Below are 26,968 nucleotides of genomic sequence, written 5' to 3'. Positions count from 1 at the left end.
TCACTTATGGGGCAACCTGACGATAATCGTCGTTCCCGCTCCAACCGCACCGTCCACTTCTATGTTTCCCTGATGCAGGGAGACAATTTTTTTAACGATTGCAAGTCCCAAGCCATTGCCATTGTTGTTTCCATTCCGTGACTTGTCTATTTTATAAAATCTTTGGAATACGGCGTTGAACTCTTCCGGGGAAATCCCGATCCCGTTATCACTGATGGTGACCGATACATCTGCTGCACTGTCATCTATACTAATGCGGATGTTCCCGCCTTCAGGTGTGAACTTGATGCTGTTGCTCAGCAAATTCATCCATACTTGCTTCAGCTGATCTTCATCACCCTTAATTTTGACAGCTTCCGGCAGCTCAAGATCGATAACGATGCCTTTGGCTGACCATTGTGGCTCACAGGTCACAACGATGGTTCTAATCTGCTCGTCAAGATTGAAGGAACCTGCATTAAAGGGATGATGTTCAGAATCCAGGGAAGCGAGCTTCAGCAAATTATCACTTAACCTCGACAGACGTTCACTCTCTGCAATGATGATATCAAGATATTCAGAACGTTCCTCTTCCACGATTAGATCATTGTTCTGCAATGCCTTGGCAAAGCCGGAAATAGACGTAAGCGGTGTCTGAATTTCATGAGAAACGTTGGATACGAAATCCTGCCTCATCAGTTCCAGCTGCTTCAGCTCCCCGGCCATCTCCACATAGCTTTGTGTCAGTTCCCCTATTTCGTCTACTCGGTTTACTTTAAGCTCTACCTCGAAATCACCCTTGGCCAGCCTTCTTGTCGCATTCGTCAAAGCTTTGATCGGCTCCACCAAATATCTGGCGGCAATAAGAATGCATAGACTACCCAGTAAAAGCACGAGTAAAAGCACAAAGAGCAGCATCCGATTGACGATATTTTCGTTCTCGGCAGAATACTGCAAGAACATTGCTTGCCACTCCCCGTTAAACATAAAGGGCATCCCGATAAAGGTATCCTTATCTTTCGCGGAGGAACGATAGAGTTTTCCTTGCAGCACTTGTTTCACAGCCTCGGGGGTGATAGTGACGGCCGGACTATCCTTGAGCCCATAAAAGGTATATTCCCCGGAATGATTATACAAGTGGATAGGGTATGCAGATACCTTAACCATACTATTCAAGAACTCGTCTGTATCCTCAGGCTTGGCGTCATCATAACGGTGAATGATCTCCTTCCCCACTGTGATCATTTCATTCTGTCCCTCGTAACTTATTTGTTTCTGAAAGACATACAAACCAATGAAAAAGGAACAGATCAGACTAAAGATAATGATGCCTAGAAACGTGAGAACGACGCGTACATACAATGTCTTGATCATAGCGCAGGGATCAGCCGGTATCCTAGGCCGCGGGCCGTTTCGATTTGAAATTGCTCGTCGTTACCGCAGAATTTCTCCCTCAACCGGCTTATATGCACATCTACAGTCCGGCCGTCTCCTTCATAGTTCAATCCCCAGATTTGAGAAATCAACTGTTCTCTTGTGAAGATTTGCCTAGGGTGACTAGCCAGCAGAAACAGTAGCTCAAATTCCTTCAAAGGAATCGTTACCGGTTCTTCATCACGCGTAACCTGGAAAGTGCGGCGGTTAAGCACCACATTGCCCAACTGCACAGACTGGGAAGAAACAACCAGCGAGCGTTTAAGCAAAGCTTTTACTCGCATCACCAGTTCAAGCGGATCAAACGGTTTGGTCAGATAGTCATCCGTGCCGAGTTGAAAACCTTTCACTTTATGTGCAGATTCTCCTTTAGCCGTCACCATGAGGAGGGGAATGTTGGCATCAGAGCGCCTGATTTCTCTGCACAGATCCCAACCATCCAATCCTGGCATCATAATATCTAGGATGACGAGATCGACTCGCGAGTTCTCTATAATGGACAGCGCTTTGGTGCCATCCCTGGCTTCTTTGAGGTCAAAACCTTCTTTTCGCAAAAACAAAGACATTAGCTTTCGGATGTTATCATCATCATCAGCAATAAGTATAGTAGCCACGATTGTCCTCCTCTCTTAAGCTTACATTATATATGATATATTCTTGACAAGAAACGAAGTTATCCGAACTGCCAACCCAACAGGTTCCAATAGTAGAAAAACAGAGTCATCACTACAGCCGAAAGTGCCACTAGTGTATAATGCACACGCTTGAAAGCTGTCCAGTATTTATTCTTCCAAACCAGTATAGCCGAGATTAGCAAAGCTAAAGTCAGTCCAACCAAAAGGATTGGCATAACTAAACTGAGCGAAAGCGAAAGACTGATACCGCTGAACTTCTGCATCGTATCCATGGACATAACCACCATAAATATCGTAACGAAAGATAGCAGCGCCCACCCAGCAGTTCCCGCAGATAAGCGGATGGCCCACTTTTCCGGAGGCGTCATCGCCTTGATCTTGCGTCTGGAGAAGATTAGTCCAAGCAATGCAGTGATGAAAATCAACCCCGAGCCGCCAAGTACGATAAGCCAAAACTTATTCTGATTCAAGAGTGGCGTACGCTCCAGTGGCATTTCCGGTGCCATACCTAAGAGCATATGTGTAACCTTACCGGTATCATTTGTGCGGAAGCCGATTTGTTCGGTGCCTCCCTCGAGCTGGAACAGATTCGGAGCGATTTCTCTATACAACTGTTGTTCACTACCACTTCCCAAAGATAGCTTATTGTCCTTTACCTTAACATTTAGCTGGGCAAAAAAATTGAAAAATTTATCAATATCACTGTGGTTACGGCGTGTGAATTGATAGGTTCCCGCATATTTCTGAACAGATTCTGCAGAAGTGGAGAATTCAGGCTGCTTCGCTTCAGGATCGGGATAATAGCGCTCAAAAAAGGCATGGACTAGGCCTGCCGCGGAATCACCGCCCTGACCGCCGTTATAGGAAACAAAGATACCTACATGCTTGGCAGGCACAAGATAAAACTCTGTATTAAACATGGGGTCGGAACCACCATGAGTGATTAGTCTAAGACCATTGATGCGTTTCTCAGAGAACCCCAGATCTACTCCCGGCATACGTTTATCGAATTGGTACGCCGTTGAATGCATTAGTTCTGCAGTCTCCGTTCTAAGAATCTGCTGGTCACCATATTTCCCGTTCTGCAGATGGGCAATCATAAAGTGCGCCATGTCTACTGCTGATACTGTACCCGAGCCGGCAGGACGAAAGCCGCCCTCGAAGGTAAGTGTGCCAGGAATAAAGCTACCGTTCTCACTCGTGTACCCTACAACTTGATTGGGTATGAATGACTCCGGCAAAGGCTCTACCACCGTCGAATATTTCATGTCGAGCGGATCGAAAATATACTTTTGTATATAGTCATTGTAAGGAACACCGCTGACTTCCTCCACAATCAGACCCGCGAGAGTAGCCCCGAAGTTCGAATAAGAACTCATCTCTCCGGGGGGTCTTACCCGTGCCAGCATATGCTTATTGAGTGTTTCCGAGATTGATCCCGGCAATTTGGCAGGGTCGGTAGTGATTTGATAACCCACTCCACCCTCTTCAAACCCCGCTGTATGTGTCATCAAATGGCGCATCGTGATCGGCTCAGGATAAGTAACAGGGATCTTCACTGATTTCAGGTAGGTGTTAATATCAGTGTCCAGATCTATCTTACCTTGTTCGACCATTTGCATCACCGCTGTCCAGGTGAACAGCTTTGTTGTTGAAGCGATTCGAAACATGCTGGTTGTCGGATTAACCGGTGCCGCTTCTTCCAGATTGGAACTGCCATAACCTTTGGCCAAAATAATCTTGCCGTCTTTTACAATGGAGATAACCGCTCCCGGAATTTGCAGCCGGTTCATATCTTTTTCCATAATTCCATCAACGAAGCTAGTCAGTCCCGCGGTATCATCGAGATTGGCAAATGCTTCAATTTGCGCTGCCGGCAGTCCGGTTTGACCCGTTTGGTTCTCAGCCGAGGCCTGTTTCCCAGGAAATACCAAGCTTGCGCCAAAGCCGGCACTAATCACAGCCAATAGGGTCAGACCAGCGATCAGCCTTTTTTTCATAGGTGTCAACATTATTATCCTCCGAGTCATCATTTATTGGGGTGGATGATCATCCGCCTAACACTTATAGAGATTATCAGAGTATTATGAATGGAACGTTAACAAGACAATAAAAAAACTAGACAGCAATCCACCCTTAAAAGTGACGGATCATAGTCTAGTTACATCAGAAAAATCTATAAAAAATCCCATAGCGAACGTATGCCTACAACCTTACTGTAGCTCAGTCCCGATCCCTTTTTCTCTAGCCTTCTTCACGAAGTATACCGCTGTTGCGATATCAAAAACCGCCATCCCCATCGGACAAAAGAAAATCGGCTCATCTGCTCTGAGTTCATTCAGGCAATGGCGCGAGACGACATCGGTAATCATTCGGGTATCGGCACGAGTTAACCCATGTTTCAGATGGAGCTGCTGTATGTCAGTATTCTCGCGGCACACCTCATCCCAGTCGTCGACGATTATGGCCTTCACCGAAGCTAATGCCTCAGGCTTATAATCACGCAGTGAAATATTCAGTAGAAGACTACCTTCCGCCGGAAGCATATCGATATATCTATGATTGGATACGGTACAGGTGATAAAGATATTGGACTTTCGATAAACGTCCGCCCACGTCTCCTCCACTTCTATCCTATCCTTATATATAGATGAGATGTCTGACAAATCTACTTCCCTTATATCAAAGATGCGGACACGTTCAACTCGATCTCCGTACAATGCCATAACCATTTGAAAATGATATTGCCCGATTGGTCCCCAGCCGATAATGCCAAGATAAATCCGTTCAAGTGAACGTGCCTGCAAAAAGTAGCCAATCATCAGTCCACTGATGGAAGCTGTCCTTACGATGCTGGGGAGCGGAGAGCTTAGGACGGATATAGGCTCGCCCGTAATGGGATCATTCAAGACAATGATGCTATGCGCGCGGGGAAGACCAACCTGGATATTATCCGGGAAGCTGGAAATCCATTTGATCCCTGCTGCGTTCACGTTCCCCCCTACGTATGCGGGCATTGCAATAATACGATTTTGAGGATTTTTATACCTTAGATAAGGTTTTACGGGCTGCGCGTAATCTCCAGAATCAAGTATGCGCACCGTAGTTTCTATCGATTCCACGAGAGAAGGCCAATCAAGCCCCACCTCCCGGATGTCCCGATCGTTTAAATACAGCATTCCACAACCTCCTTTTGCCGTTCGTTAAGCAAGGACATCTCCACCGTCAGCCGAGAACTCCTGCCCAAATTCATTCTGAATCCATGGGTCAGAGTATACCGTATCGAGGTAACGCTCCCCTTTGTCATGCAGGATCACCGCACAGACAGATCCTGGAGCCAATTCTTGCTCCATACGCCTAACAGCGGCAAGGTTAGCCCCTGAGGATGCACCGGCCAGAATCGATTCATTCTGAGCGAGTGCTCGGCATCCTTTTACGATATCCAAGTCTGAGACATGCACGATACGGTCGATTAAATCCGTTCTGCAGAAAGGGGGTACGATGCCAGCACCCAGTCCCGGGAACCGCCGTTTCTCTTTGTTGCCACCAAAAATAGTACTTCCCTCCGCATCGACGGCAACAATCTTAGTCTTCAGACCATGATCCCTTACATATTCCGCGAGACCTCGAATCGTGCCGCATGTACTTACGCTGCAAAACAAATAATCTACTTCGCCAAGCTCAGTCACGATTTCTTTCATGGTCGTATGGTAGTGGGACAAATAGTTATTTGCGTTTGCATATTGATTCGGCCAGTAGCTGCCCGGTATTTCCTCCAAGAGTCGCTGCACTCGATTCAGTCTGGCAGGTAGATATTCACCGGTATCAGGGTCAGGATCGCTAACAAAGTCAATTTTTGCAGTTAATGTTTTCAGAATCTGCAGATTTGTTGTGGTGGTTCTTGGATCAACCACGCTAATAAACCGCAGCCCTAAATATTGGCAAATCATCGCCAAGCTAATCGCCATATTTCCCGAACTTGACTCAATAATAGTAGTTCCCGGCCCGATTTTCCCTTCCTTCCATGCCTCATGGATCATCCGCAGAGCTGGACGGTCTTTCACACTTCCTCCCGGATTTAGCAGTTCCATTTTTGCGTAGACTTCGAACTCACTGTTCTGGAACAAATTATTCAGCTTGATTAATGGCGTTTTTCCGATAGTCGACAAGATACCGCCTTGGATATTTATGTCCACCTTAGCTTTGTCCTTCTGATAATATAACTTCTTGTTCTTGACCTGCCCGCTGGCCAGCGACTCCCCTTTAGCTACTATAATGATCTCAATATCATCAAGCAGATGGTTGCGAATCATCATCCCGATTTCCGGAATACACTCCCTGATTTCCTCTTTGATTACCGGGATAATAGAGGGCTTCACAGATTTACTCTTGATATAAATAGAGAGCGCATTGTTTTTTACCTTGACCCGAATGATCGCATCTTCAATATGACGGTATACGACCTGCTCGATATCGTACAGGCTGATCTTCTCACCGTGCTTCAGTTCTTGACCCACTCTTTTTACAATGGACTCAAAGCTTTGTTGTTCAACCCCGTCTATCATCACAGGCCTAAAATCCCTTACAACGTCATAAGTAACAAAACGAAGAGCTGGCAGCATCTTGCGGACAGTTGAGGTAAGCACCAGAATACTTTCATTGTTTCGAAGCGGCCTTACTTCTTCGTCTAACTCCTGAACCCCGATTCCTTCCGCAAAAATTCCGTCGGCAAAAATGTACCTGCCATGATCATGGGAGTAATAAGCGATCGTACCGATTTCAATGGAGCCGTAAGTATCGATGATATCTCTAGGATCAATACCAAACAAGCCAGCCATATTCCGCTGCCACTCAGGCGGAGCAATTTCCCCTACCAAAATAATCTTGCGAATTCCGAATTCACGCGGGTTTCCGGCAGCATATACGATATGGTCAAGGATGGACGGCATCGTATAGAGCAAGTCAGGTTTAAAAGCTTTAAGCTGTTCAATATGCTGTTCGATTGGCAGTTCAAAGGGTATTGAACTTTTCTCCAATCCTAACCTTTCAAAAATGGTCAGCGCAGTATTTGCTGCATGTCCAGTGCCCATATCCGCCAACGCTCTGTTACATCCGCTTCCCGCAATAAGCTCGCCGAATAGCTTCGTTTTAATATCCACATAGTGTTTGTCATCTTCCTCAGAGTAAAGGATTGCTTTTCTACGGCCTGAGCTTGTACCAGACGTCCTATAGACAGTCCAAGAAGGATCGATGGGTTGGTTATAATAGAAGGTTTCAAGTGTTTTCGAAGACATAAGAGGTAAGTTCTGCAGGTTATAATTCGTTTTCTCCCCATCGATCAGCCCCTTGTACCAAGGGTATTCGTCCATTACTTCTTGCACCTTATTCTGCAATTTCCCGAGCAGCATCATAGCCGCCTCCCGTTGACCGCATGCTGCAGCCCAAGTTTAATAAATGCCTCCAATATTCATATGTAGAATTCTTTGCATGTGTTCTATTATTCTGTGGTTGCCCAAGCAAAAACTGCGTATTCCCGTAATATAGCCTATAGATATATAGAACGGAGGAACAAAATGAAGGAGCCAATACGGCGGATATCCAATAAGCTGACGAAAACAAGGGTACTGCTTAGAAAACAAGAGCTAAGGAAGTATATCCCGGTAACGAAAAAAATGAATAAAAACGTACTCTATGAGATGTTGCAAAAACATAAAATGGTGTACATTAAGCCCTGCTGTGGATCTTTGGGACAGGGTGTAATCCGGATTGAAAGATCGCAAGATCATTCCTCCAAAAAACGACCAGCCTACAGCTATCAGTCCGGTACGCATAAACATACATTTTCTGATTACGAGATGGCTTATCGGGCAATCTCTAGCGAGACCCAAGGAAAGTCCTATTTGGTGCAAAAAGGGATTTGGCTTTTGGTTTATGAGGGAAGGCCATTTGATATCCGGGTTATGGTGCAAAGAAATCTTAAGGGTGGGTGGGAAGCTACAGGCATTGCGGGTCGCGTAGCTCATCCTCGCAAAGTGGTTACGAATGGGAGCCAAGGGGGAACGATTTATCCGGTAGAGGCATTATTAGAATCCTACACAAACGTAGAGAATAGTAGCGCGTTGATCCGGTCCATGCAACAAATCGGAGTGAACTCCGCCAGACAGCTGAGCACAGCCTATCCCGGCCTGCAGGAAATCGGTGTGGATATTGCTTTGGATCGACGCCTTAAACCATGGATCTTGGAAGTAAATACTGCCCCCGATCCGTGCCCGTTTACCAAACTGAATGACACCAGCATGATTGAGCGAATCGTCAAATATGCAAAAGCCTATGGCCGCACATACAATCTTAAATGCATGAAGTCCAAACAGGGTATGGTCTGAACGGATTTGATTGGTAATAATACAAACAGCCCTGATATATAAAAATCTCTACCAGAGCTGTTTGTGTTGTTTTAGAATTCGGAGTCGCTCACCTTAACAAGCATCTTCCCGAGGTTCGCACCTTGGAACAATTGCAGGAATGCTTCAACCACATTGTCGAATCCTTCAACAACTGTTTCTTCATATTTTAATTTACCTTCTGTTAGCCATTTTCCAAGCTCTTGAAGTCCTTCTGACTGGCGGGCTGCGTAATCACTAAGAACGAATCCTTTGATAAGGGAGCGGGTTTTGATCAATCTGCTCTGAATACGTGGACCCATATCTCCATCTGTACTATTATAGGAAGAAATAGCGCCACATAGGGGAATACGTGCATAATCATTAAGCAAGCTCATCACAGCATCTGAAATCGATCCACCCACGTTGTCAAAATAAACATCCACACCCTTTGGACATGCTTCTTCCAAAGCCTGGCCTAAATTTTCCGTTGTTTTATAATTAATGGTTGCATCAAAGCCAAGTTCTTTTTTCAAATAGTCGCATTTATCATCGCTACCTGCGATCCCAACGACACGAGCGCCTTTGATTTTGGCAATCTGTCCAACAAACATCCCCACTGAACCCGCTGCTCCAGACACTACGACAGTCTCTCCTTCTTTCGGCTGCCCGATATCAAGTAAACCGAAATATGCAGTGAGCCCTGTTAAACCTAGAACACTTAAGTAAGCCGATACAGGTGCAATCGAATCATCGATTTTGGTTACTGCTTTAGCATCTACAGTATTATATAACTGCCAGCCCAGCATACCGATGACTTTATCTCCAGCTTTGAATCGCTCCGATTTGGATTCTACGATCTCTCCCACAAGTCCTCCAGCGATGACTTCATTAAGCTGATACGGAGGAATATACGATTTAGAATCATTCATTCTTCCGCGCATATAAGGATCCACTGACAAATACAACGTTCGTACAACAACTTGTCCTTCTTTTGCTTCAACTACAGGAATATCTTTGAACTCGAAATTTTGCTGGGTTGGCATGCCTACAGGACGTGAAATTAACAGGACCTGTTTATTTTTCAACTGATTCATAGATCACTACTCCATTAATATTTATTTTTGCTGCTACCTATAACTATTAACCAAATCCTGTACATGATTATCAAATAGTTATAAAACTATCAAACTATCAAGAAAAAATTATAGGTTTCCGGACATATTATAAACTGTCCAAGAAACCCGGTAATAATTCGCTAAACGTATCCTCTCGAAGCTGGCTAATCTTATTCTGCCCCATACGTGTGACACTTACTAAATCAGCTTCATACAAAATCTTCAGATGGTACGACACATTGGATTTATCCATTCCCATAGATTCACCAATGGACCCACATGTATTGTTCTCCTTATGGAGATGAAGATAACGAATCATTTCAATTCGTTTCACTTCTGCTAATGCTTTAAAAATCTTCACTCGCTTTTCATCATCTTTTAAGGAATATTGTTCGATAGTCATAAAACTATTGTATTCTTCTGATTGCGCAAAGTCAATTTACAATCCCATTTCTTAATCGGATTCATTTTTGTATAATATACCAATCGGCATTAGCGCGGATCTATTTATAAGGAAAGAGGGATGGTAGAAATGGACATTACCAAATACGAAAATCTTGTTCCCCGTGTTTTTTTGTTCGTTGATCGCCGATCCTTCCCGGATTGGGAGATTACGAGGAGTAAAATTGATTTCCATGATCTTACCTTCATCGTAGAAGGGAAGTCTGACTATTTTATTAATGGAGAGAAATTCACGGTTGAAGCCGGGGATATGCTCTATGCCCCTTCTGGCAGCATTCGGGAAGCTCAGACTTTCAAGGAGGCACCCATGCGTTCCTTTGCCTTCAATTTCTTCTGGGAGGGTGAGGACAATCATGTGCAGCTCCCTTTTGAGACTGTAACTAGGAATTGGAGAACTAAAGAGATTCTAGAGGATATTAAAGAATTCTCACATATCTGGATGGGCAAACAACCTTTCTACAAAATGAAGGCCCGGGCCATCTTTCAACTGATTGTGTACCGCTTATTAAGTATCGCCCACCATCAAGAAACACCTCTGATAGATCTAAGAATCCAAAAAGTGATGACCTATATCATGGATCATTATTCGGAGGAAGTTACGATCAAGGAGCTGGCAGATTTGGTTGCCCTAAATCCCGTATATCTTGGTAAGCTGTTTAAGCAGAACACTGGCTCCACCTGTAAAGAATTTATAAACAAGGTGCGCGTGAACAATGCTGAGATGATTCTATCGGCAGGTGGTTTTAATGTGTCCGAAGTGGCAGCGCACTGTGGTTATCAAGATGTCGCCTACTTCAGCAACGTTTTCAAAAATATAAAGGGTTATCCTCCGTCATCTGCCCTGAAATAACGGAGGATTCGAAGCAACAACCTAGTTGTTCGCCCTTTTAATTCAACCTAACTAAGAATGGACGCCGTCCCGCTAGTATAAAAGCTCTCCTCCGGCCCTAAATAGGAATAAGGAAGCTGGGCAGCGGACAATACAAGCTTTTGCAGAACCAGACCCGCATCCAATCCGTAAAAGCGGAGGGTATGAAGACCCTTCGTTAAAGCATGGCTGGTGGTCACAGCATGAATATTGTCCATAACCGCGCGGCACCATGGTTCATTATCATGATTGCCGCCTTCAAAGTTCGTTGGTAAAGCATCCTTAATCACGGGTGCCTCATCATCGAAGCTTATCGCATATTTTAACCCGCTAGTTTGTGACAGATTGTTTGTCGGCGCAATATACGCGGTTAAGCTATAATCGGTGTCCTGCTGCACTAGAATCTGATATTCCAGACAAGGAGCATCCTCCGGTTGTTCAAAAGATACAGCATCCGGAAACATTTTAACCGAGGATAAAGAACGTCCATAGCTGTCAATGGTCTTCCATACCACCCCTGATTTCGAAACACGAGTTATGGTATGCTCCGCTTCAATGGACACGATATTATGGGTCTCGATGAATGTCATCGGTGGCATATCCGGAATGTCTATCCAATCCACGGCTGCCTTCACCTTAACTATATTTCCGGCACCGGAGATCGTAATTTCGCCCGTCGATGCTTCTTTGACCTTCTCCCAATCTACGGAAACCTGAAGCGTCTCCCCTGCCTCAATCCAGCCGCGTATTTTCTCAAGCTTGATCCAATCCACGCTGCTCCGCACCTGATATTCAAAACCCGCATCTCCACCGTTACTGATTGTGATGCGATAGTTTTCTTTTTGAAGATTTGTAATTACCGGAAGATTAGCCGTGCCGGAAACATACGCTTGTTCCGTTCCTTCCACATCCACAATCATTAAAGAACCTCTGGCGGGCGTCAAGGTGTTTACATCCGGATATTTCCACCCTTCTGCATTCCAATGTATATACCCTACATGAGGGGAACTCATCATTCCCTGCCATTTTCCATTCGAAATTCCGCTATTATAAACCAGCTCCAGATACTTATCCCGTTCGATGGTTTCGCGGGTCAGAGCAGCGTAAGTATTTGCCAACATACTATTTCGCTTAACGTATAGATGGTTCAGTCCAGCATAAATTTGCATTTTGACCACATTGGCCGAGGCAACAGCAGGGAAATATACGAGCTGGAAGTAAGCATCCTTTAGTTGTTCCGGGATTAGCTCATCGTATTTGCCGGCAGCCTTCTCGATCATCACCGCTTGCTCCAGAACTCTGTGCGCCTCATTGTAATGGATAGGACTGAAGGTGGACGGATAAATAATTTCAGGCTTGCGCCGACCGTTCATCCGGGTATAATCACTTAACAATTGTGCGATTCCCAGACATGTCTCTTGTTCCAGCACATATCCGAATTGCTGCTCTACCCAACGGTTGGTGTATTCCACAGTCCGATTGATTGCACCTGTCCCCCATGCCTCAAAATCGTAGGCCAAATCCAGAAAGTAGGAAATGGGCAATTCCATAGGCTTCAAATCCCCGACGTTCACAATCCATACATCACGGATGCCATAGTCGAATGCCATACACATTTGCTCCCAGACTTTTTCAAGCGGGGTCGTATTTAACCATTCATAGGAATGCGGACCACCATGATAGTCAAAATGATAATACATCCCCCATCCTGCGCTGCGGTTACGTTCGTTTTTCGTCGGGATTTTGCGGAGATTGCCAAAGTTATCGTCAGCAAGCAGGATCGTAACGTCATTCAGAACATCCCAGTCCTTCAACCCTTCCACCCCGGCAGTGCCATACCAGTACTTCTCAACTTCCTTATAAACGGCCAAAATTTGCGGCGCATGTTCAAGATTGTATTTCTTCAATAGTTCTTTTTGCGTAAGTATAATGTCCTTCAGCAGATCAATATTCTCCTGGTCGGAGCCCTCCAGCGCAGAGTCACTTTCCCCCCGCATGCCTAGAGTAATCAAGTTATCAAAGTCCTGATTGCGCTTGATTCCGTCTTCCCAGAAATCTGTAATCGCCTGTTTATTACGGGCGAAATCCCATAGGTTACTTGTTCCGTATTGGCTGTATACCTTCTGCCATTCACTGCCTGCCCGGAATAAGGGTTCATGATGGGAGGTCCCCATAATAATTCCGTATTCTTGTGCATGCTTGGCGTTGGCAATCGGGCTGCTTTTACCATTCAGGCTGAATTCGGCGCTCCACATCGCCGGCCATAAATAATTCCCCTTCAAGCGAAGAATGAGTTCAAATACCTTGTCATAGAAATCTTCATTAAAGTCACCAAATCTTTGAGTTACCCAAGAACCTAAAGACGGCCAGTCGTCATTCAAAAAAATACCTCTATATTTAACCGAAGGCTCCTTGGAGATCACATGAAGCTGGTTATCAGGAATGGACAATGCCGGCTTCTTCTCCGGCACAATATCCGCCCAGTACACCCAAGGACTAACTCCAATCTTTTCGGAGATCGAATACAACCCGTAAATCGTCCCCCGTTTATCACTTCCTACAATGACGAGCGCCTTGTCCACTCCCGCTGTGGGTTGTTCAACCACCTGAATTTTATAACATTCTCTTTTACCTTGGATGACCGATACATCAACGGTTCCCTCCGCGATTAAATCATCGATAAAATCATTACTCCCTATCGATCCAGCGATTATGACTGTTCCATCCAATTCGTTCAATTGTGTATATATCTCAGGCTCAACCTCTGTTACCTGTTTAACATCTACTGCAAAAGACTGTGCCACCCGGTGTAATCCCTCATAATCTTTCCCCTTGGGGTCTACGTAAATCTTGGCAGCACTGCCCTGCTTCACAAGGTGCAATTCCTTCGTAGGCATGATAATTCTCCCCTTAAGCATCCTATTTTCGTATGACTAGGCACATTATATAAGTAAGCGATTTCAACATCCATGTGTAAACTAGCAACTTTTTGTAATTATTAAATGAAACTTTGTTTATTGGTTGAACAATCTGGATATTTGGTGTTACTGTTAACAGGTATTCCTTCTTATAAAAATATGTTTTTTGCAAGCGCATCCATAACAAGAAAAGCTTATACAAAAAGCGAGGATGATCAATATGAAAAACAATAACGGGATCATTACAGGAGGCAAGATTGAAGGTCCAAAGGCGCCCAAGGATCCGGCTGAACGCAGGAACGGTTTTTTTGTGCTCTACGAAACCACGATTGAGGCGACAGCCCGGGCCGAAGGTCCACCTTCACAGGAAGTTTATCTGGAAGGTAACTATCTAATCGACAAGGCCAGATATATTGGCGGCGTCACTGATGAGACAATACTGGAGCTACTAGGAAACTGCGTTGGATTTCGCAAATTAGTCCATAGTATCGGAGTGTCTGTGAGAAGGGATCATGAGCAGAACGAGCCCATCTCTTTTCTATTGCAGAACTGGGGCAAAACCAGCAAATACGAAACAGGCAGCAGCATACGTGTGCCCTGTCCCTCCGACGGTTCAGAAGTCCTCTTGAAGTTAGAGGATTTGGAATGGTCTGAAGAGGATGCAGTGCTCGGCAAATTCGCTTTTGAATTTAAACATGAAGGCGAACTGGCCATCGCGAGTATAATTTTTTATTTGCATGACGGTTATTCTGTACCAGAGCTAATCATTGAACCGCCTGTAGCGTTTGATTCTAACGAATACCGGGAGATCATTACCCAATCCTTGCTTCATCCGGGCAATAATAAAAGATTAAAAACGACCATCCATAAGGCTATAAAAGGTGAGGATATCACGATTGCTTATATTGGGGGTTCCATTACTCAGGGAGCAGGCGCTAAACCGATCCATACAGAATGTTATGCCTACCAATCGTATCTGAGATTTAAGGAATTATTCGGTACGAATGGTGGCGAGAACATCCATTTTGTGAAGGCTGGGGTAGGTGGAACTCCGTCCGAGCTTGGGGTCATCCGTTATGAAAGGGATATTCTCCGAGAAGGTTCTGTAACACCTGATATCGTGGTGGTAGAATTTGCGGTAAACGACGAAGGAGATGAAACGAAAGGCAACTGTTTTGAAAGCTTATGCCTAAAAATACTTTCCGCCGATAATAGACCGGCAGTAGTTCTCCTGTTCAGCGTGTTTATGAATGACTGGAACCTGCAGGAACGGCTCTCCCCCATTGGGCGGCGTTATAATCTTCCTATGGTTAGTGTAAAAGATGCGGTATCCGGGCAGTTCCGCCTAAGCAAAAATGAGGGGAACATCCTCTCGAAACGGCAATTTTTCTATGATATCTATCATCCTACTAATGATGGTCACCAGGTGATGGCTGATTGTCTGGCTTATTTATTCTCCGAAACCCACAAAACGCTAATGGACGAAGATGATCTCCTATTGGATCAACATCCGGTCATCGGGAATGATTTTGCGGGAACCCTCCTGCTGGACCGCAAAAGCCATATTGACGCAGGCAGGATCGAGGTGGGCGGATTTTCGGGGATCGATACCGATTTGCAGCGGGTAGAAATGGATGCCAATCCTTTCGGAACTCCGGAATTCCCTCATAATTGGATGCATTCAGCGTCTTCTGGGGAACACAGCTTCAAGCTGACGATAACAAGCAAAAATCTCATCCTCGTATACAAGGATTCTGGCAGCAGCGAATTTGGCAAGGCGAACATTTACGTCGATGGTTGTCTTGTAGTCACCGCTGATCCACATGAGAATAACTGGACACATTGCAATCCGGTAATTCTTTATCAAAATGAGGTTAGTGGGGAGCATCAGGTAGAAATCAGAATGGTGCCGGAAGATCAGGACAAGTCTTTTACTATACTGGGCTTCGGCTATAATGTTTAATAATTTGACCTAGTGGCATATAACCTAAAAAGAAACCCATGGTCTTTAAATGACCTGGGTTTCTCAATAATTTGAGGAATCTTTTTCTATTTGGTAGGCAGCTTCTTATCCAAAATAGCCTTCACATCTTTAACAAGCTGTACGGACGCTTCAATCTCCAACTTACTTGTTGAAACACTTTCAATACTGCAACCAATAGGAATTCCCTTCTCCAGCCCGAAATCTAGTAATTCTTCAAAGATTTTTTGCGATAGCTGGATTGATTTATCCAAAATATCATTCGAGTATTTTAACTCGTTTTCTAACCATCCCGGGATACTGATCCCTAACCACTTCATAAATTGTAATGTTTTCGCGGTGCCGCATGGTGCAAGATTAAATAAAATAGGAACCATCTCAAAACCGTTATTTGTATAGTAATAATATAAATCAGACAATAAATTCTTAGATGCCTCTACATTATAAGTTGCCTGTGTAATAAAAAAGTTGCACCCATTGTTGGTCTTTTCGACAACCCGTATATGCTCATCATTCTTTTTTATATGTCTTTCCGGAATGACAACTCCGCCAAAAGTTAAATTGTTATTTAGCTGTTTACTTAGCTTATAAGCCTCTGGTAAATTCAATTTCACCTCTTGTTTACTTGACGAAGCGCCCACATACACGGAAAATCTATCTTCATTTTCGTCAGTTTTAACCCAATCCTCGAACTGAGCTCTAGTATCATTACCAACGCACCGGTAAATTATTTTCGGGACCTCCACCTGTCTTAGATATTTATCACCATAGACAGCCGGATCAATCGTTGGTAAATAGGGATAAGGTCTTTCATGATCCACTCTGTCTACTTCTTCCTGAACGTCGTACAGAATTAACGCATCTAAATCAAGGTTTTTAAGTCTCTCAACCTGTTTCTGGGCGATTTCCGAGACCTTTTCTGGTGCGTGGCTTGCCTTCGGTGGTGTCATCCCATATGTTATAATACCCGGTTTTTTGCTCAATATTTTTTGTTTAAATGTATTCTCTGCCGCTCCCACATTACAAAACCCCTCTACTCGTCGCTTTTAAGATAAGGTTACCATGGCAGGCTTAATATGTGTAACTTCTATTTGCTATATCTAGTTATATTTTAAAGCTATGATTCACTAAAGATGCTTTTCGAGTAGTACATGTTGACAACCATTTGGTGTGACTATAATATTAGAAGTCCTGCCAACCTTAAAGTTGGCGATAAGGGGACCGAAAGGTTCATTCTTATTTAAAAAGGGTGAGTATTATGAATAAAGAAGAATTAATGGAAAGCGCACGTAACACAAAGAAAGCTGCTTATGCCCCATATTCTAAATTTCCAGTTGGAGCAGCCTTATTGCTTAAAGATGGAAATGTTATTAATGGAGTAAACGTAGAAAATGTATCTTTTGGCGCTACTAATTGTGCAGAGAGAACAGCAATCTTCACAGCTATTACAAAGGGCTATACTAAAGGTGATTTTCAGGCTATAGCTGTAGCAGGTGACACAATGGATTTTCTGCCGCCATGCAGTATCTGCAGACAAGTATTATCGGAATTCTGTTTGCCCGACATGCCTGTCTATTTAACCAATGAGAAAAAAGAAATCTTAGAGCTGAGTTTAAGGGATTTATTGCCTTATGCATTCAAAAATTTAGATATGTAAAAATAATTCCTCTCGTAGTGGAATAACAAAAACACGCGTACCTTTGTTAGACAAGTACGCGTGTTTTTGTGTTAAAAAGCTTAGCTAGACACGAGTTCACAGATCAGACACACCGCGTAAATACGTTGTTACTTACCAAATCGCAATTCCAACCTTATCTTTTTCTTTAAATACTACCTTTATCATTTCCAAAGCATTTCTTACCCTAAATTCAATAAATTCTTTATCATAGTCTGTATGTAGTTCTATAGTATCTAAAACTCATATAGTTAAAACCTCTCAATGAACATCATCAATAATAAAAAAACAAGCGATCCATTGAGATAAAAGGTTAACACTTCCACTCGATGATCACTTGCTTTTAGCTATGCATAGTCACATTTCTAGTTTTCCCATAAAACACTTATTGGCTCTAACGTTTACCCGCAACGACTATACCCGCAATTGCCACAAGTCTTACAACCCTCAATATTAATCAGCGAGGCGCTGCCGCAGGATGGGCAAAGGTCACGGGAAGCCGTAGCATGGTTATGTCCATGATGACCACCATGTCCATCTTCCGTAGCTGACGGAACGCTCGATTTCAACTCCGCATTTAATGCTTCATTGAAATCCTCCAGCTCCAAAGTTGCCGCAATCGGAGCAGGTACATGATCATCATGAGCATTGTTCAGCACATGTGATTCCAGTGCCTTAGCTACAGCGTCAGCAATGGATTCAACCCGGTTCGCGCCGAAGCCGATAGCTCCTGATCCGCCAATGCCTTTCAGATGTTTAATCAACAGCTCCACTTTCTCACCATGATCTCCGTAACGGAGGAACAAGGAGCAGACACGGCCTAATGCTTCAGCCATAGCAAAGACGTCAGAACCTGCTTTACCTACATTCAGGAAGATTTCAGCCGGTATTCCATCAAGGTCATTGATCGTAATATATGCCATCCCAAATGGTGTGTTGATTTTATAGGTAGCGCCGCGCAGAACCTGCGGACGTTTTTTGTATTGTTTATCCGCCTCTTTTGTAGTCACTTGAGGCGCTGGACTTGCTGCTACCACACTTGTACTTGCTTCTACAGTAGTTGTAGCTTCCTCTGCCGCAACCGTAGCAGCTTCTTTTTTGTCTTCCTTCTTCGTGGTTTCCAGAACTTGAACATCACGACTTCCATCGCGGTAGATCGTAACACCCTTACATCCTAGATCAAAGGCCATTTCATATAGCTCAGCCGTCTCCTCAACCGTAAAGTCAGACGGGCAGTTCGCTGTTTTGGAAATAGAGCTATCTACCCAGCGTTGGATCGCTGCTTGCGCACGGATATGATCTTTAGCTGACAGATCCATCGAAGTTACAAAGTAGTCAGGCAGCTCTTCACCCGGATGAGCTTCCAGCCACTCTTGAGCGATTGGAACAAACTGTTCATCATAGCCAAGACGACTTTGACGGAAATATTTAAAGGCAAAATAAGGCTCAATTCCCGTAGAAGTACCTACCATTGTACCTGTACTACCTGTAGGTGCTTGTGTAATCACTGTAACGTTACGCATACCATGTTCACGAATCGCTTCGCCAACCTCTGGATACGCTTCGACTATATTTTTCATAAAGCCGCTCATTAGATATTTCTCAGTATCAAAAGCTAGGAAGGAACCCTTCTCTCCAGCAATTTCTGCCGAAGCAAGGTAGGCTTCACGAGCCATAAAGCCGTATAGCTTGTCCAGAAACTCCAACGATTCCGGGCTGCCGTAACGGATGTTCAATTTAATCATCAGCTCCGCCAATCCCATGGTTCCGAGACCCACGCGGCGTTCCTTTTTCTGATTCGCTTCATTTTCCGGGAAATGATAAGGTGTTTTATCAATTACATTGTCCAGAAAACGGACCGAATAACGGGTTGTAGTCGCAAGATCTTCCCAATCTACATCATGATTTTTCTCATCGTAGAACTTGGACAGGTTCACCGCAGACAGATTGCAGACTCCCCAGCCTGGCAGGCCTTGCTCTCCACAAGGATTCGTACAAATAATCGGGTTGAAATACCAGCTGTTAGACATCTGGTTATAGTATTCCATGAACACGACGCCTGGCTCAGCGGATTTCCATGCCGATTCAATGATCGTACGCCACACGTCACGCGCTTTTACGGTGCGATAATGGATAACGTTTTTGCCGGCAGCTTTCCACTTGTCGAGATCGCCATCCCACATTTCGTTATATTCAGGATCGGTTGTATCCGGGAATACGAGATCCCAGTCCAGATCTTCTTTTACAGCCTTCATAAAACCATTGCTCACACATACCGAAAGGTTAGCATTAGTGACTTGGCCCATTGTTTGCTTCACGGTAATGAAGTCCTCAACATCGGGATGCCAGTCATTAATCATCAGCATGAGCGCACCACGACGGCTGCCGCCTTGCTCAATAAGCCCCGTAGTATAACTAAACAAACCGCCCCAAGATACGGAACCACTGGATGAACCATTAACCCCTCTAACAATCGCACGACGAGGACGCAATGAAGACAGGTTAATGCCCACACCGCCACCACGGGCCATAATCTCCGTCATTTCAGACAATGTCTGCATAATGCCGCCACGGCTGTCTTTTGGAGAAGGGATTACATAACAGTTGAACAATGTTAATTCTTCACTAGCACCTGCACCAGCCGCAATACGTCCACCCGGCACAAGCTTCCAATCATCCAGAATTGAACGGAATTTGCCCGCCCATTCTGCTTGAAGCTCAGGTGTCTTCTCTACAGAAGCCATCGCTGTGGATAGACGGTCCCACATTTCCTCAGGAGTTTTTTCTATATTAAGGGTCAACTTTTCAACATCCGATTTCACAAGTTCGCCACTGCGCGTCTTTACAGTTACGATTCGACCACTGCGCTCCACAATTTCTCCGACTTCCTTAGTTGGAAACTTCGGATCATCTTTGGTCAGCACCAATACAACGTCGCCTACTTTAGCATTGTTGCTGTCTGCATCCTTCCAAGCATAACGATCCAAAAATATTTTTTCACTTAGCCCTTCAAGGCGTTGCTTACGTTCCACTTTACTCAATAAAAAAACCTCCCGCATGTGTAGTAGATATTAGTTACCGGTCCAAGGTATGGGCCCACAACAAAAACTCCCTTACCATCCTCCACTGCTTAACAGGTGTATGTAGGAAGCTCATCTTGTCAATAACAAGTACCAGCTAAGCACTCTATAAAAAATACATTTTCAAGCTTTTGTCACAATATATTGTGTGCGTCAGCTTTTAAACTATACCACATATTGTATCGAAGGTCTTATTCGAAAATAGAGTCAAGTTGCCGAATTACCGCAAACGTTGCTGCTTTTTCTCGCTCTTGCTCTCTTTTTTAAAGGCTATCGTGAAAAATAGGAGGTTATGAATTCTCTCGTTTACGAGCATACTACTCTTACGAATGGTGATATAAATCCGAGCTTGAGGAGGCTGCATTATGACGCAATTATTCCGTAATTCTCTACCCCAGCAAGGGGGAACACCCGCGCCGATACTGCCTGTTCCTCTTTCTTTTGACCGGAATTGGTTGCAAGATCTGGAGCTCAAATTGGAAAAGGGCGGCCCATGGGGAGACTACCGTTTATCTAAGCTTGCCGTACAAGGAGAGGAAACAGGTCTAGTAACGAGCTTCGATGAGCTGCAATGTATGAAGCATTTATCCGGCTTGTCCCCTCTTCCCCATCAGCTGGATACAGCGCATAAGGTTCTGTTCGAAATGTCAGGCCGCGCGATTCTTGCAGATGAGGTTGGACTGGGCAAGACCATTGAAGCAGGACTAGTGCTCAAAGAATATCTCGTACGCGGTCTTGTCTCCAAAGTGCTTATTCTCGTACCTGCTTCTCTAGTATTGCAATGGGTTCGTGAGCTGAATGCGAAATTTGGCATCACTGCTGTCGCTCAGAAAAAAGCCTATTCGTGGGGCAACGCCATAGTCGTCGCATCGATGGATACCGCCAAACGAGATCCTCATAAGGATATCTTGCTGGAAAATGAATACGATATGTTGATCATTGATGAAGCTCACAAGCTGAAGAATAAAAAATCGACCAATTATCTATTTGTACAGCAATTACGCAAAAAATATTGCCTGCTGCTCACCGCGACTCCCGTTCAGAATGATCTGGGCGAACTCTTTAATCTGATCACTATACTGAAGCCGGGGCAACTTGGAAATCAGGGCGATTTTGCCTCGAATTTCGTGGTTGATAAACGCCAGCCCAAGAATGAAGGTCAACTGCGGGACGAGCTTTCGAAGGTCATGATCCGCAATCGCCGTGGTGAAGGTCCAGTTAATTTCACGAAACGAAAAGTCCGTAATATCCCCTTAGTTCTCTCCCAAGAAGAGAAAGATTTGTATAACAGTGTTACTTCCTTTGTCAAAGACCAGTATCAGGAATCCGGCGGCAATCTTAGCAGCATGCTTTCTCTGGTAACCCTTCAACGTGAGGTGTGCAGCAGCCGGGATGCCGTCTTTATCACTTTAGTTAATTTGATCAAAAAGCTGCCTGCGGATTCCCCAAAAAGAGACCGGATGATGGAGCTGCTACAGACCCTCCGTACCGTTAAAACAAACACTAAAGCTGAAACAACCTTAGCCCTCATTCAAGAAATGAATGAAAAGGTCATCGTTTTCACGGAATATCGAGCAACTCAAGAGTATTTACTACAGTATTTCCGTGAACATGGGCTGATGTGTGTCTCTTATTCCGGCGGAATGAACCGTGGAAAAAAAGATTGGATGATGGATCTTTTCCGCGGCCGCGCTCAAGTTATGATTGCAACGGAAGCCGGTGGTGAAGGAATTAACCTGCAATTTTGCCACCATATGATCAACTTTGATCTGCCCTGGAATCCCATGCGCGTGGAGCAACGTATCGGACGTGTCCATCGGTTAGGGCAAGAAAATGACGTAGTGATCTACAACTTGTCTACGCAAGGCACGATTGAAGAACATATTCTGCATCTGCTGCATGAAAAAATCAATATGTTTGAAATGGTGATTGGCGGGCTGGATGTAATCCTGGAACGTTTTGAAAAGAAGGAATCGCTGGAGAAAAGTTTATACAAAATCATGCTCGAATCCCGCTCCGACGAAGAATTGCGGCATGAGCTGGACCATATTGGTGAATCCCTCAGTGAATTGACACAGGGTATTAAAAAAGAAAGTGGGACTGCGACATGACCCTCACCGCACAGGAAGTACGCAAGCATGTGATGGACTATCTTGAAGCCACTGAATGCTCCATCATTGAGGCTTCGCCCCTTCACGTAACTGTGAAATTATCACCTAGAGCTGACAAAATGCTTACCGACCGGCCGTATTATTGGGGATTCGTGGAGCGCACAGGTGTAGATCCTGAGACCCTTTCTTTCACCTTTGTTTTTGATCCGGAAAAATACGACAGTCAAGCTGCAGTAGAGGTTCCCCCCATTGCAAATCGTAGTGCTGGCATTTTGAATCAAGTTGTCACCGGAAGCCTAACTACAGGCGGAACAAACGATGCAGAGGCCAGCACTGACTTACTCGAATCCGCCTCCCCGGGCTCAGAAGCAGTGAATGCTCCATCTACTGACCCGGAGGAAAGTATCCTAGCCCGCTACTTCGGCATTGTGCCGGCACTCCCACGAATTGGGCCGGGAATGATCCGCAGAGAGGATATTATTTACGGAAGCAAGCGATTGCAACAGATTTGGAACGCCGCTCGGGACGAAGGGAAATGCCTTTACTTATTTGAGGACCCGGGCAGCAGGCAGCGAAACACGCTGTTCTCTGCCGCTTACGAGCCATGGCTTAGTGTCTGCTATAAAGTGGAGATGAGCTGCGATTTGAAACGTGAAGAACTCCATTATCTTGGCATCTCCCTAACAAAGGGAACCATCATTGATGACTTTAATGCAAAAGTTTCCACAAAAGAGATGATGCCACGCTTACCGGAAAATGTGCATATCCAGCCTTATGAAATGACAGTAGCAGCCGCTACCGACTTATTGGAAACTCATCTTACCGCTCAGTTAGCCGAACTGGACTACACTTGGGCAGAACAGGCACGTGAGCGGCTAAGGGTTGAACTGGACATCATTGATGTCTATTATGGAGAGCTGCTGAAGGAGCCTGACGAAGAAAAACGCCTAGCGACTCAAGAGCAGTATAATCGGCGTCGACAAGAGACCATTTGGCAATATGAGCCGCAAATCGCAGTTTCTGCGGTGACCTATGGACTGTTTCATCTGCGGAGCCTATAGAATGCGACCCTACTCGCTAAAAGCAGGCAAAAAAACAAGGGAACTTCCGCCTTCCGGCGCGACAGCAAGCAACAGCCTTTTTATAGCTTGTCCTCTACAATAAAAAGGAAGCTTTTACTTTCTGATATTTCATAACAAAGAAAGGTGAACGACGCCATGAAAATAAGTGTACGGCGGAGGCTGCTTCTTGCAGGTCAAAGCTGCTTCCTCCTGCTTCTATGCATCGGACTCATCGCAACGAGCTCCGGTTCCTCTTCTGCGCTTGCCGCTTCCAGAGTAAGTGTAGTTGATTCAGTCACACAGGATTTGATACCTGTACTGCAGATGGATATCTTACCTTCACCCGGTACGGTCCAAGAATTTGCCAAGAGTACACTGAACAAGCTCGCAGCAGAAGCTCCATTTACAGCCTGGAAGGACGCAGGAATAGAATATTATCCTCTGGGTCCAGGTACTCATAGCTGGCTTGTCAACGTTATGAAAGGTGAACAGCGGATCGGCTACATGATCATTTCCGCTACGGATCAAGGTGGTTATATGCTTAGCGAATATGGAGCTGGCACTTACGGACTCCCCTATAGTTTATTAGAACTGCGCCAATTTTTGGTGCAGGAAGGACTTATACCTTCATCTTATACAGGAAAAATAAAACTCACAGCCTTATATGCACCACTTCTACCCGTATGGAAAATCGTCATTGACGATAAGACAATATTTATCAATGCTTCCGTGCCGCAAGTTTTACCGTGGACGCTAAGTAAAGCGGAAGAAGTGCTTAAAGGACAGCAGACAGAAACGGATGTAATCACTAACCTAACTACTGATTTGTCTCCGCTTTCGGTATATCAAAGCGGGGGAACAGATGATCCTTATAAAGATATCATGTGGTTGACCTCCCCAAAACTGCTTGCTGTAGACGGTGACAATATCGCCGCACTGATTCGTCCCAAGGAAAGTATTGCTTATCAAGCCGCTGGCCGAAATGATATCGTAGGGGCGCCTTTTATGATTACAGGTTATCAAAACTGGTTGCCTGCTTCGAATAAAACACAAGCAATAAACAACATGCCTACCGTTTATGCAGCATCAGGGCCAGAAGGAAGACGGTATTTGCCACTCACTGCCTTGCAGGCTATAGGAACACTGCACAAGCTGCCCGACAGAAATATCTATAACTAAACATAACAAATAACCTTCCGCTGCCACCCTCGACAAGGCACTGGAAGGTTATTTGTTATTTGTGAAATTCAATCCTTATCACTGTGGCTCCATTTGCTTCGCCAAATCGACCAACCAAGCGGAAGCATACCGAACCATTTCTGTGACCACGGCTGCTTTGTAGCCGCTCTACGAGCATGAATGGCACGCGGATCCTCGATATAAACAACTACCTTCTCAGTGATATACTTTACAAGCTCATCGCCGCCGGAAGCCATTTGTAACACCTCCTACATTGTAAGTGAATTAAGATAGCCAGCGTCGTTCCATGCTCTTAGTGTGCACCACCGAGCATATATCTAAACTCTTGTCTCGAATTGTTCGAATAGGTTTACCTATTAAAGCACAATCTAACAAAGAATCTAGGGCACGAGGTTATTCACATGCAAGGAGGAGTTCATTTGAACAATGGGAGAAATAAAGCTTATTCCAAGACAGCAGCTGCAATATGTAGCTTGCGTATTACTTTAACCACAGTTGGACTTCTAATGCTGTTTATGGGGAGTGCATATGCTTCTGCAACTCCATCCAAACCCGTAGTGAATGATGAACGTCAGCATCTCTTAAGCCACGGTCACCGTATGATCTTAATTGACGCAGGACATGGGGGGATCGACGGAGGAACTTCCTACGGGAACATTCTTGAAAAGGATATTACATTAGATATCTCACGCCGATTATTTCTGCTGCTGCGCAGCGATGGATTTGACGTTGCCTTAAATCGTAATGGAGATTACGCCCCAAGCGATGAGAACCGCTGGCTGCGCAGTAAATCCCGGCATCTGCGCGACCTTGCCCAGCGTAAAGAGCTGGCTGAGACATTACCAGCTACTGTAGTCGTCAGCATCCATGTTAACTGGGCACCTTCACCATCCAAGCATGGTCCGCTTGTATTATATCGCCAAGAAGGGCGCAGCTTTATCCTCGCCCAGACCATTCAGCAACAATTAAACAGTCTCTATAATATCCAGGCAGAGACAAGACCGGGTAAACCTTTTTATTTACTCAACAAAATAACCGCCACAACCGTAATTGTTGAGGCGGGTTTTGTAAGCAGTCCGACAGATCGCGAAAAGCTGTGCACCCCTAAAGGGCAACAAGAAATTGCTGAAGCAATTGCTGGCGGCATAGTAGCTTATCTTATGGAAGTGTAGGATTCGAGTTCCATTTCATTTCGTTTTTAACGAGATCAGAAATGCCTATAAATTCAACATCATCTTTTATTTGCTCCACACCGCTGCGGATGCCTGCGGCGGTTTCTTTTCCATATACACCAACATGACCAATGGTTACGCAGAATCGTTGATCCTTCGCCAGATTATTTACTAGACCCATTTGTTTCAGGACATGATTAGCTGTGTGTGTATCATCCAAAAAGATATGGTTCTCTACGCGCGGCAGCCCCATTCGATAAGCCATATTGCCAGCAACAGAACGGTAGTTGGTCTTACTGTCCACAAAAAACAATCCCCGCTCTTTGCAGACGGCTAAAATCACACCCATAATCCGTTCGTCCCCGGTAATCTTAGAGCCCATATGGTTGTTTATACCGATAGCATAAGGCACATTATCGAGCGCGGCTTCCACCTTTTGACGCACTTCTTCATCAGACATCTTAGCCAGTATAGCTCCCGGTCCAAGCCATTTAGGATTACCCTGGCGGGGCTCCATTGGCAAATGGACCAGAACATCATCTCCGCGTTCATGCGCGCGTGTGGCGTCCTTCACAGATGTAGGCAAAAAGGGCATAACCGCCACAGTAAGCTTTATTGGCAGCGAAAACATTTCATCCGTCCCTTTCATGCCATTGCCGAAATCGTCAATAATAATTACGACCTTATTACGTTGAGATGTCTTCTCTTCACTTGGTGTGTTTGTAGGGTTGTCTCTGGACTCGGCAGCTGAAACAGACGGTGCCATGGGAACGATTAAAGTAACCATTAAAGCAGCAACAGCAATCCAAATTAGTAAATAACGATTAAACTTTCGACTGTCCTTCATCAAGAGGAACGCCTCCTTCGTCTTAAACAATTATTCTCATTGTTTGG

The 26,968-nt window shown here is 44.8% G+C and carries 20 protein-coding genes; 8 read left to right on the top strand and 12 right to left on the bottom strand.

Annotated elements, in window-relative coordinates; genetic code table 11:
- The 5 genes from MHB56_RS25065 to sbnA form a co-directional block, all read right to left on the bottom strand.
- The gene (locus MHB56_RS25065) at positions 1-1,353 is read right to left on the bottom strand and encodes a HAMP domain-containing sensor histidine kinase (protein WP_339281940.1); all 1,353 of its coding nucleotides are present in this window, start codon (positions 1,351-1,353) and stop codon (positions 1-3) included.
- Positions 1,350-2,027, bottom strand: coding sequence for a response regulator transcription factor (locus tag MHB56_RS25060; RefSeq protein WP_076100805.1), 678 nt, complete (start codon positions 2,025-2,027; stop codon positions 1,350-1,352). The genes MHB56_RS25065 and MHB56_RS25060 overlap by 4 nt, the downstream gene beginning before the upstream one ends.
- A gap of 59 nt (positions 2,028-2,086) precedes the next feature.
- Positions 2,087-4,060 carry a serine hydrolase domain-containing protein gene (locus tag MHB56_RS25055; protein ID WP_341144130.1) on the bottom strand — a complete coding sequence of 658 codons (1,974 nt, stop codon included), beginning with the start codon at positions 4,058-4,060 and terminating at the stop codon, positions 2,087-2,089.
- Positions 4,061-4,261: 201 nt separating this feature from the next.
- The gene (locus MHB56_RS25050) at positions 4,262-5,227 is read right to left on the bottom strand and encodes a 2,3-diaminopropionate biosynthesis protein SbnB (protein ID WP_339281938.1); all 966 of its coding nucleotides are present in this window, start codon (positions 5,225-5,227) and stop codon (positions 4,262-4,264) included.
- Between the two features lie 24 nt (positions 5,228-5,251).
- On the bottom strand, positions 5,252-7,459 hold the full coding sequence (gene sbnA / locus MHB56_RS25045) for a 2,3-diaminopropionate biosynthesis protein SbnA (protein ID WP_339281937.1): 2,208 nt from the start codon (positions 7,457-7,459) through the stop codon (positions 5,252-5,254).
- Between the two features lie 162 nt (positions 7,460-7,621).
- Here sbnA and MHB56_RS25040 point away from each other — a divergent pair, with 162 nt between their 5' ends.
- The gene (locus tag MHB56_RS25040; RefSeq protein ID WP_076129991.1) at positions 7,622-8,431 is read left to right on the top strand and encodes a YheC/YheD family protein; all 810 of its coding nucleotides are present in this window, start codon (positions 7,622-7,624) and stop codon (positions 8,429-8,431) included.
- Positions 8,432-8,502: 71 nt separating this feature from the next.
- Here MHB56_RS25040 and MHB56_RS25035 read toward each other — a convergent pair whose 3' ends face one another.
- Both MHB56_RS25035 and MHB56_RS25030 read right to left on the bottom strand, forming a co-directional pair.
- A complete protein-coding gene (locus MHB56_RS25035) occupies positions 8,503-9,525 on the bottom strand; it encodes an NADP-dependent oxidoreductase (RefSeq protein ID WP_076186483.1) in 1,023 nt (340 codons plus the stop codon).
- 127 nt (positions 9,526-9,652) lie between these two features.
- On the bottom strand, positions 9,653-9,949 hold the full coding sequence (locus MHB56_RS25030; protein WP_038569940.1) for an ArsR/SmtB family transcription factor: 297 nt from the start codon (positions 9,947-9,949) through the stop codon (positions 9,653-9,655).
- A 129-nt stretch (positions 9,950-10,078) separates the two neighbouring features.
- Here MHB56_RS25030 and MHB56_RS25025 point away from each other — a divergent pair, with 129 nt between their 5' ends.
- On the top strand, positions 10,079-10,858 hold the full coding sequence (locus MHB56_RS25025; RefSeq protein ID WP_076186480.1) for a helix-turn-helix domain-containing protein: 780 nt from the start codon (positions 10,079-10,081) through the stop codon (positions 10,856-10,858).
- Positions 10,859-10,905: 47 nt separating this feature from the next.
- Here the strand turns inward: MHB56_RS25025 and MHB56_RS25020 are convergent, their stop codons facing one another.
- Positions 10,906-13,773 (bottom strand): glycosyl hydrolase 115 family protein, encoded by a 2,868-nt coding sequence (locus MHB56_RS25020; RefSeq protein ID WP_341144129.1) that lies wholly within the window; start codon positions 13,771-13,773, stop codon positions 10,906-10,908.
- A 241-nt stretch (positions 13,774-14,014) separates the two neighbouring features.
- Between MHB56_RS25020 and MHB56_RS25015 the strand changes: the two genes are divergently transcribed.
- The gene (locus MHB56_RS25015; RefSeq protein ID WP_341144128.1) at positions 14,015-15,757 is read left to right on the top strand and encodes an SGNH/GDSL hydrolase family protein; all 1,743 of its coding nucleotides are present in this window, start codon (positions 14,015-14,017) and stop codon (positions 15,755-15,757) included.
- A gap of 86 nt (positions 15,758-15,843) precedes the next feature.
- Here MHB56_RS25015 and MHB56_RS25010 read toward each other — a convergent pair whose 3' ends face one another.
- Positions 15,844-16,794, bottom strand: coding sequence for a methylenetetrahydrofolate reductase (locus MHB56_RS25010; RefSeq protein ID WP_256720931.1), 951 nt, complete (start codon positions 16,792-16,794; stop codon positions 15,844-15,846).
- Positions 16,795-17,033: 239 nt separating this feature from the next.
- On the opposite strand from MHB56_RS25010, the gene MHB56_RS25005 reads away from it, so the two are divergent.
- Positions 17,034-17,432: a cytidine deaminase gene (locus MHB56_RS25005; RefSeq protein ID WP_036689594.1), complete on the top strand. Its 399-nt coding sequence runs from the start codon at positions 17,034-17,036 to the stop codon at positions 17,430-17,432.
- A 419-nt stretch (positions 17,433-17,851) separates the two neighbouring features.
- Here MHB56_RS25005 and MHB56_RS25000 read toward each other — a convergent pair whose 3' ends face one another.
- Positions 17,852-20,491, bottom strand: a complete 2,640-nt coding sequence (locus tag MHB56_RS25000; RefSeq protein WP_445667754.1) for an adenosylcobalamin-dependent ribonucleoside-diphosphate reductase — start codon at positions 20,489-20,491, stop codon at positions 17,852-17,854.
- A gap of 404 nt (positions 20,492-20,895) precedes the next feature.
- On the opposite strand from MHB56_RS25000, the gene MHB56_RS24995 reads away from it, so the two are divergent.
- The 3 genes from MHB56_RS24995 (at position 20,896) to MHB56_RS24985 (ending at position 24,881) form a co-directional block, all read left to right on the top strand.
- Positions 20,896-22,641, top strand: coding sequence for a DEAD/DEAH box helicase (locus MHB56_RS24995; RefSeq protein ID WP_341144126.1), 1,746 nt, complete (start codon positions 20,896-20,898; stop codon positions 22,639-22,641).
- Positions 22,638-23,702, top strand: a complete 1,065-nt coding sequence (locus tag MHB56_RS24990; protein WP_076129984.1) for a YqhG family protein — start codon at positions 22,638-22,640, stop codon at positions 23,700-23,702. Before MHB56_RS24995 ends, MHB56_RS24990 begins: the two co-directional genes overlap by 4 nt.
- Positions 23,703-23,858: 156 nt before the next feature.
- A complete protein-coding gene (locus MHB56_RS24985) occupies positions 23,859-24,881 on the top strand; it encodes a hypothetical protein (protein ID WP_076186466.1) in 1,023 nt (340 codons plus the stop codon).
- Between the two features lie 68 nt (positions 24,882-24,949).
- Here MHB56_RS24985 and MHB56_RS24980 read toward each other — a convergent pair whose 3' ends face one another.
- Positions 24,950-25,138 carry a YqzE family protein gene (locus MHB56_RS24980; RefSeq protein ID WP_036689445.1) on the bottom strand — a complete coding sequence of 63 codons (189 nt, stop codon included), beginning with the start codon at positions 25,136-25,138 and terminating at the stop codon, positions 24,950-24,952.
- Positions 25,139-25,321: 183 nt separating this feature from the next.
- Here MHB56_RS24980 and MHB56_RS24975 point away from each other — a divergent pair, with 183 nt between their 5' ends.
- Positions 25,322-26,074, top strand: a complete 753-nt coding sequence (locus MHB56_RS24975; RefSeq protein WP_248549233.1) for an N-acetylmuramoyl-L-alanine amidase — start codon at positions 25,322-25,324, stop codon at positions 26,072-26,074.
- Here MHB56_RS24975 and MHB56_RS24970 read toward each other — a convergent pair.
- Positions 26,061-26,921, bottom strand: a complete 861-nt coding sequence (locus MHB56_RS24970) for a divergent polysaccharide deacetylase family protein (protein ID WP_341144125.1) — start codon at positions 26,919-26,921, stop codon at positions 26,061-26,063. The genes MHB56_RS24975 and MHB56_RS24970 overlap by 14 nt on opposite strands.
- Positions 26,922-26,968 lie beyond the last annotated feature (47 nt).

The organism is Paenibacillus sp. FSL H8-0315, assembly GCF_038005365.1.
GTDB classification, from domain to species: Bacteria; Bacillota; Bacilli; order Paenibacillales; family Paenibacillaceae; genus Paenibacillus_AQ; species Paenibacillus_AQ odorifer.
Note: the sequence above shows the minus strand (reverse complement) of the source record. Positions and strands in the feature narration are given on the sequence as shown.

Bases quoted from the DNA above. Each gene is read 5' to 3' on its own strand.
- MHB56_RS25065 (WP_339281940.1), bottom strand. From the start codon at position 1,353: ATGATCAAGACATTGTATGTACGCGTCGTTCTCACGTTTCTAGGCATC.
- MHB56_RS25055 (WP_341144130.1), bottom strand. From the start codon at position 4,060: ATGTTGACACCTATGAAAAAAAGGCTGATCGCTGGTCTGACCCTATTG.
- MHB56_RS25050 (WP_339281938.1), bottom strand. From the start codon at position 5,227: ATGCTGTATTTAAACGATCGGGACATCCGGGAGGTGGGGCTTGATTGG.
- sbnA (WP_339281937.1), bottom strand. From the start codon at position 7,459: ATGATGCTGCTCGGGAAATTGCAGAATAAGGTGCAAGAAGTAATGGAC.
- MHB56_RS25040 (WP_076129991.1), top strand. From the start codon at position 7,622: ATGAAGGAGCCAATACGGCGGATATCCAATAAGCTGACGAAAACAAGG.
- MHB56_RS25035 (WP_076186483.1), bottom strand. From the start codon at position 9,525: ATGAATCAGTTGAAAAATAAACAGGTCCTGTTAATTTCACGTCCTGTA.
- MHB56_RS25030 (WP_038569940.1), bottom strand. From the start codon at position 9,949: ATGACTATCGAACAATATTCCTTAAAAGATGATGAAAAGCGAGTGAAG.
- MHB56_RS25025 (WP_076186480.1), top strand. From the start codon at position 10,079: ATGGACATTACCAAATACGAAAATCTTGTTCCCCGTGTTTTTTTGTTC.
- MHB56_RS25020 (WP_341144129.1), bottom strand. From the start codon at position 13,773: ATGCCTACGAAGGAATTGCACCTTGTGAAGCAGGGCAGTGCTGCCAAG.
- MHB56_RS25015 (WP_341144128.1), top strand. From the start codon at position 14,015: ATGAAAAACAATAACGGGATCATTACAGGAGGCAAGATTGAAGGTCCA.
- MHB56_RS25005 (WP_036689594.1), top strand. From the start codon at position 17,034: ATGAATAAAGAAGAATTAATGGAAAGCGCACGTAACACAAAGAAAGCT.
- MHB56_RS24995 (WP_341144126.1), top strand. From the start codon at position 20,896: ATGACGCAATTATTCCGTAATTCTCTACCCCAGCAAGGGGGAACACCC.
- MHB56_RS24990 (WP_076129984.1), top strand. From the start codon at position 22,638: ATGACCCTCACCGCACAGGAAGTACGCAAGCATGTGATGGACTATCTT.
- MHB56_RS24985 (WP_076186466.1), top strand. From the start codon at position 23,859: ATGAAAATAAGTGTACGGCGGAGGCTGCTTCTTGCAGGTCAAAGCTGC.
- MHB56_RS24980 (WP_036689445.1), bottom strand. From the start codon at position 25,138: ATGGCTTCCGGCGGCGATGAGCTTGTAAAGTATATCACTGAGAAGGTA.
- MHB56_RS24970 (WP_341144125.1), bottom strand. From the start codon at position 26,921: ATGAAGGACAGTCGAAAGTTTAATCGTTATTTACTAATTTGGATTGCT.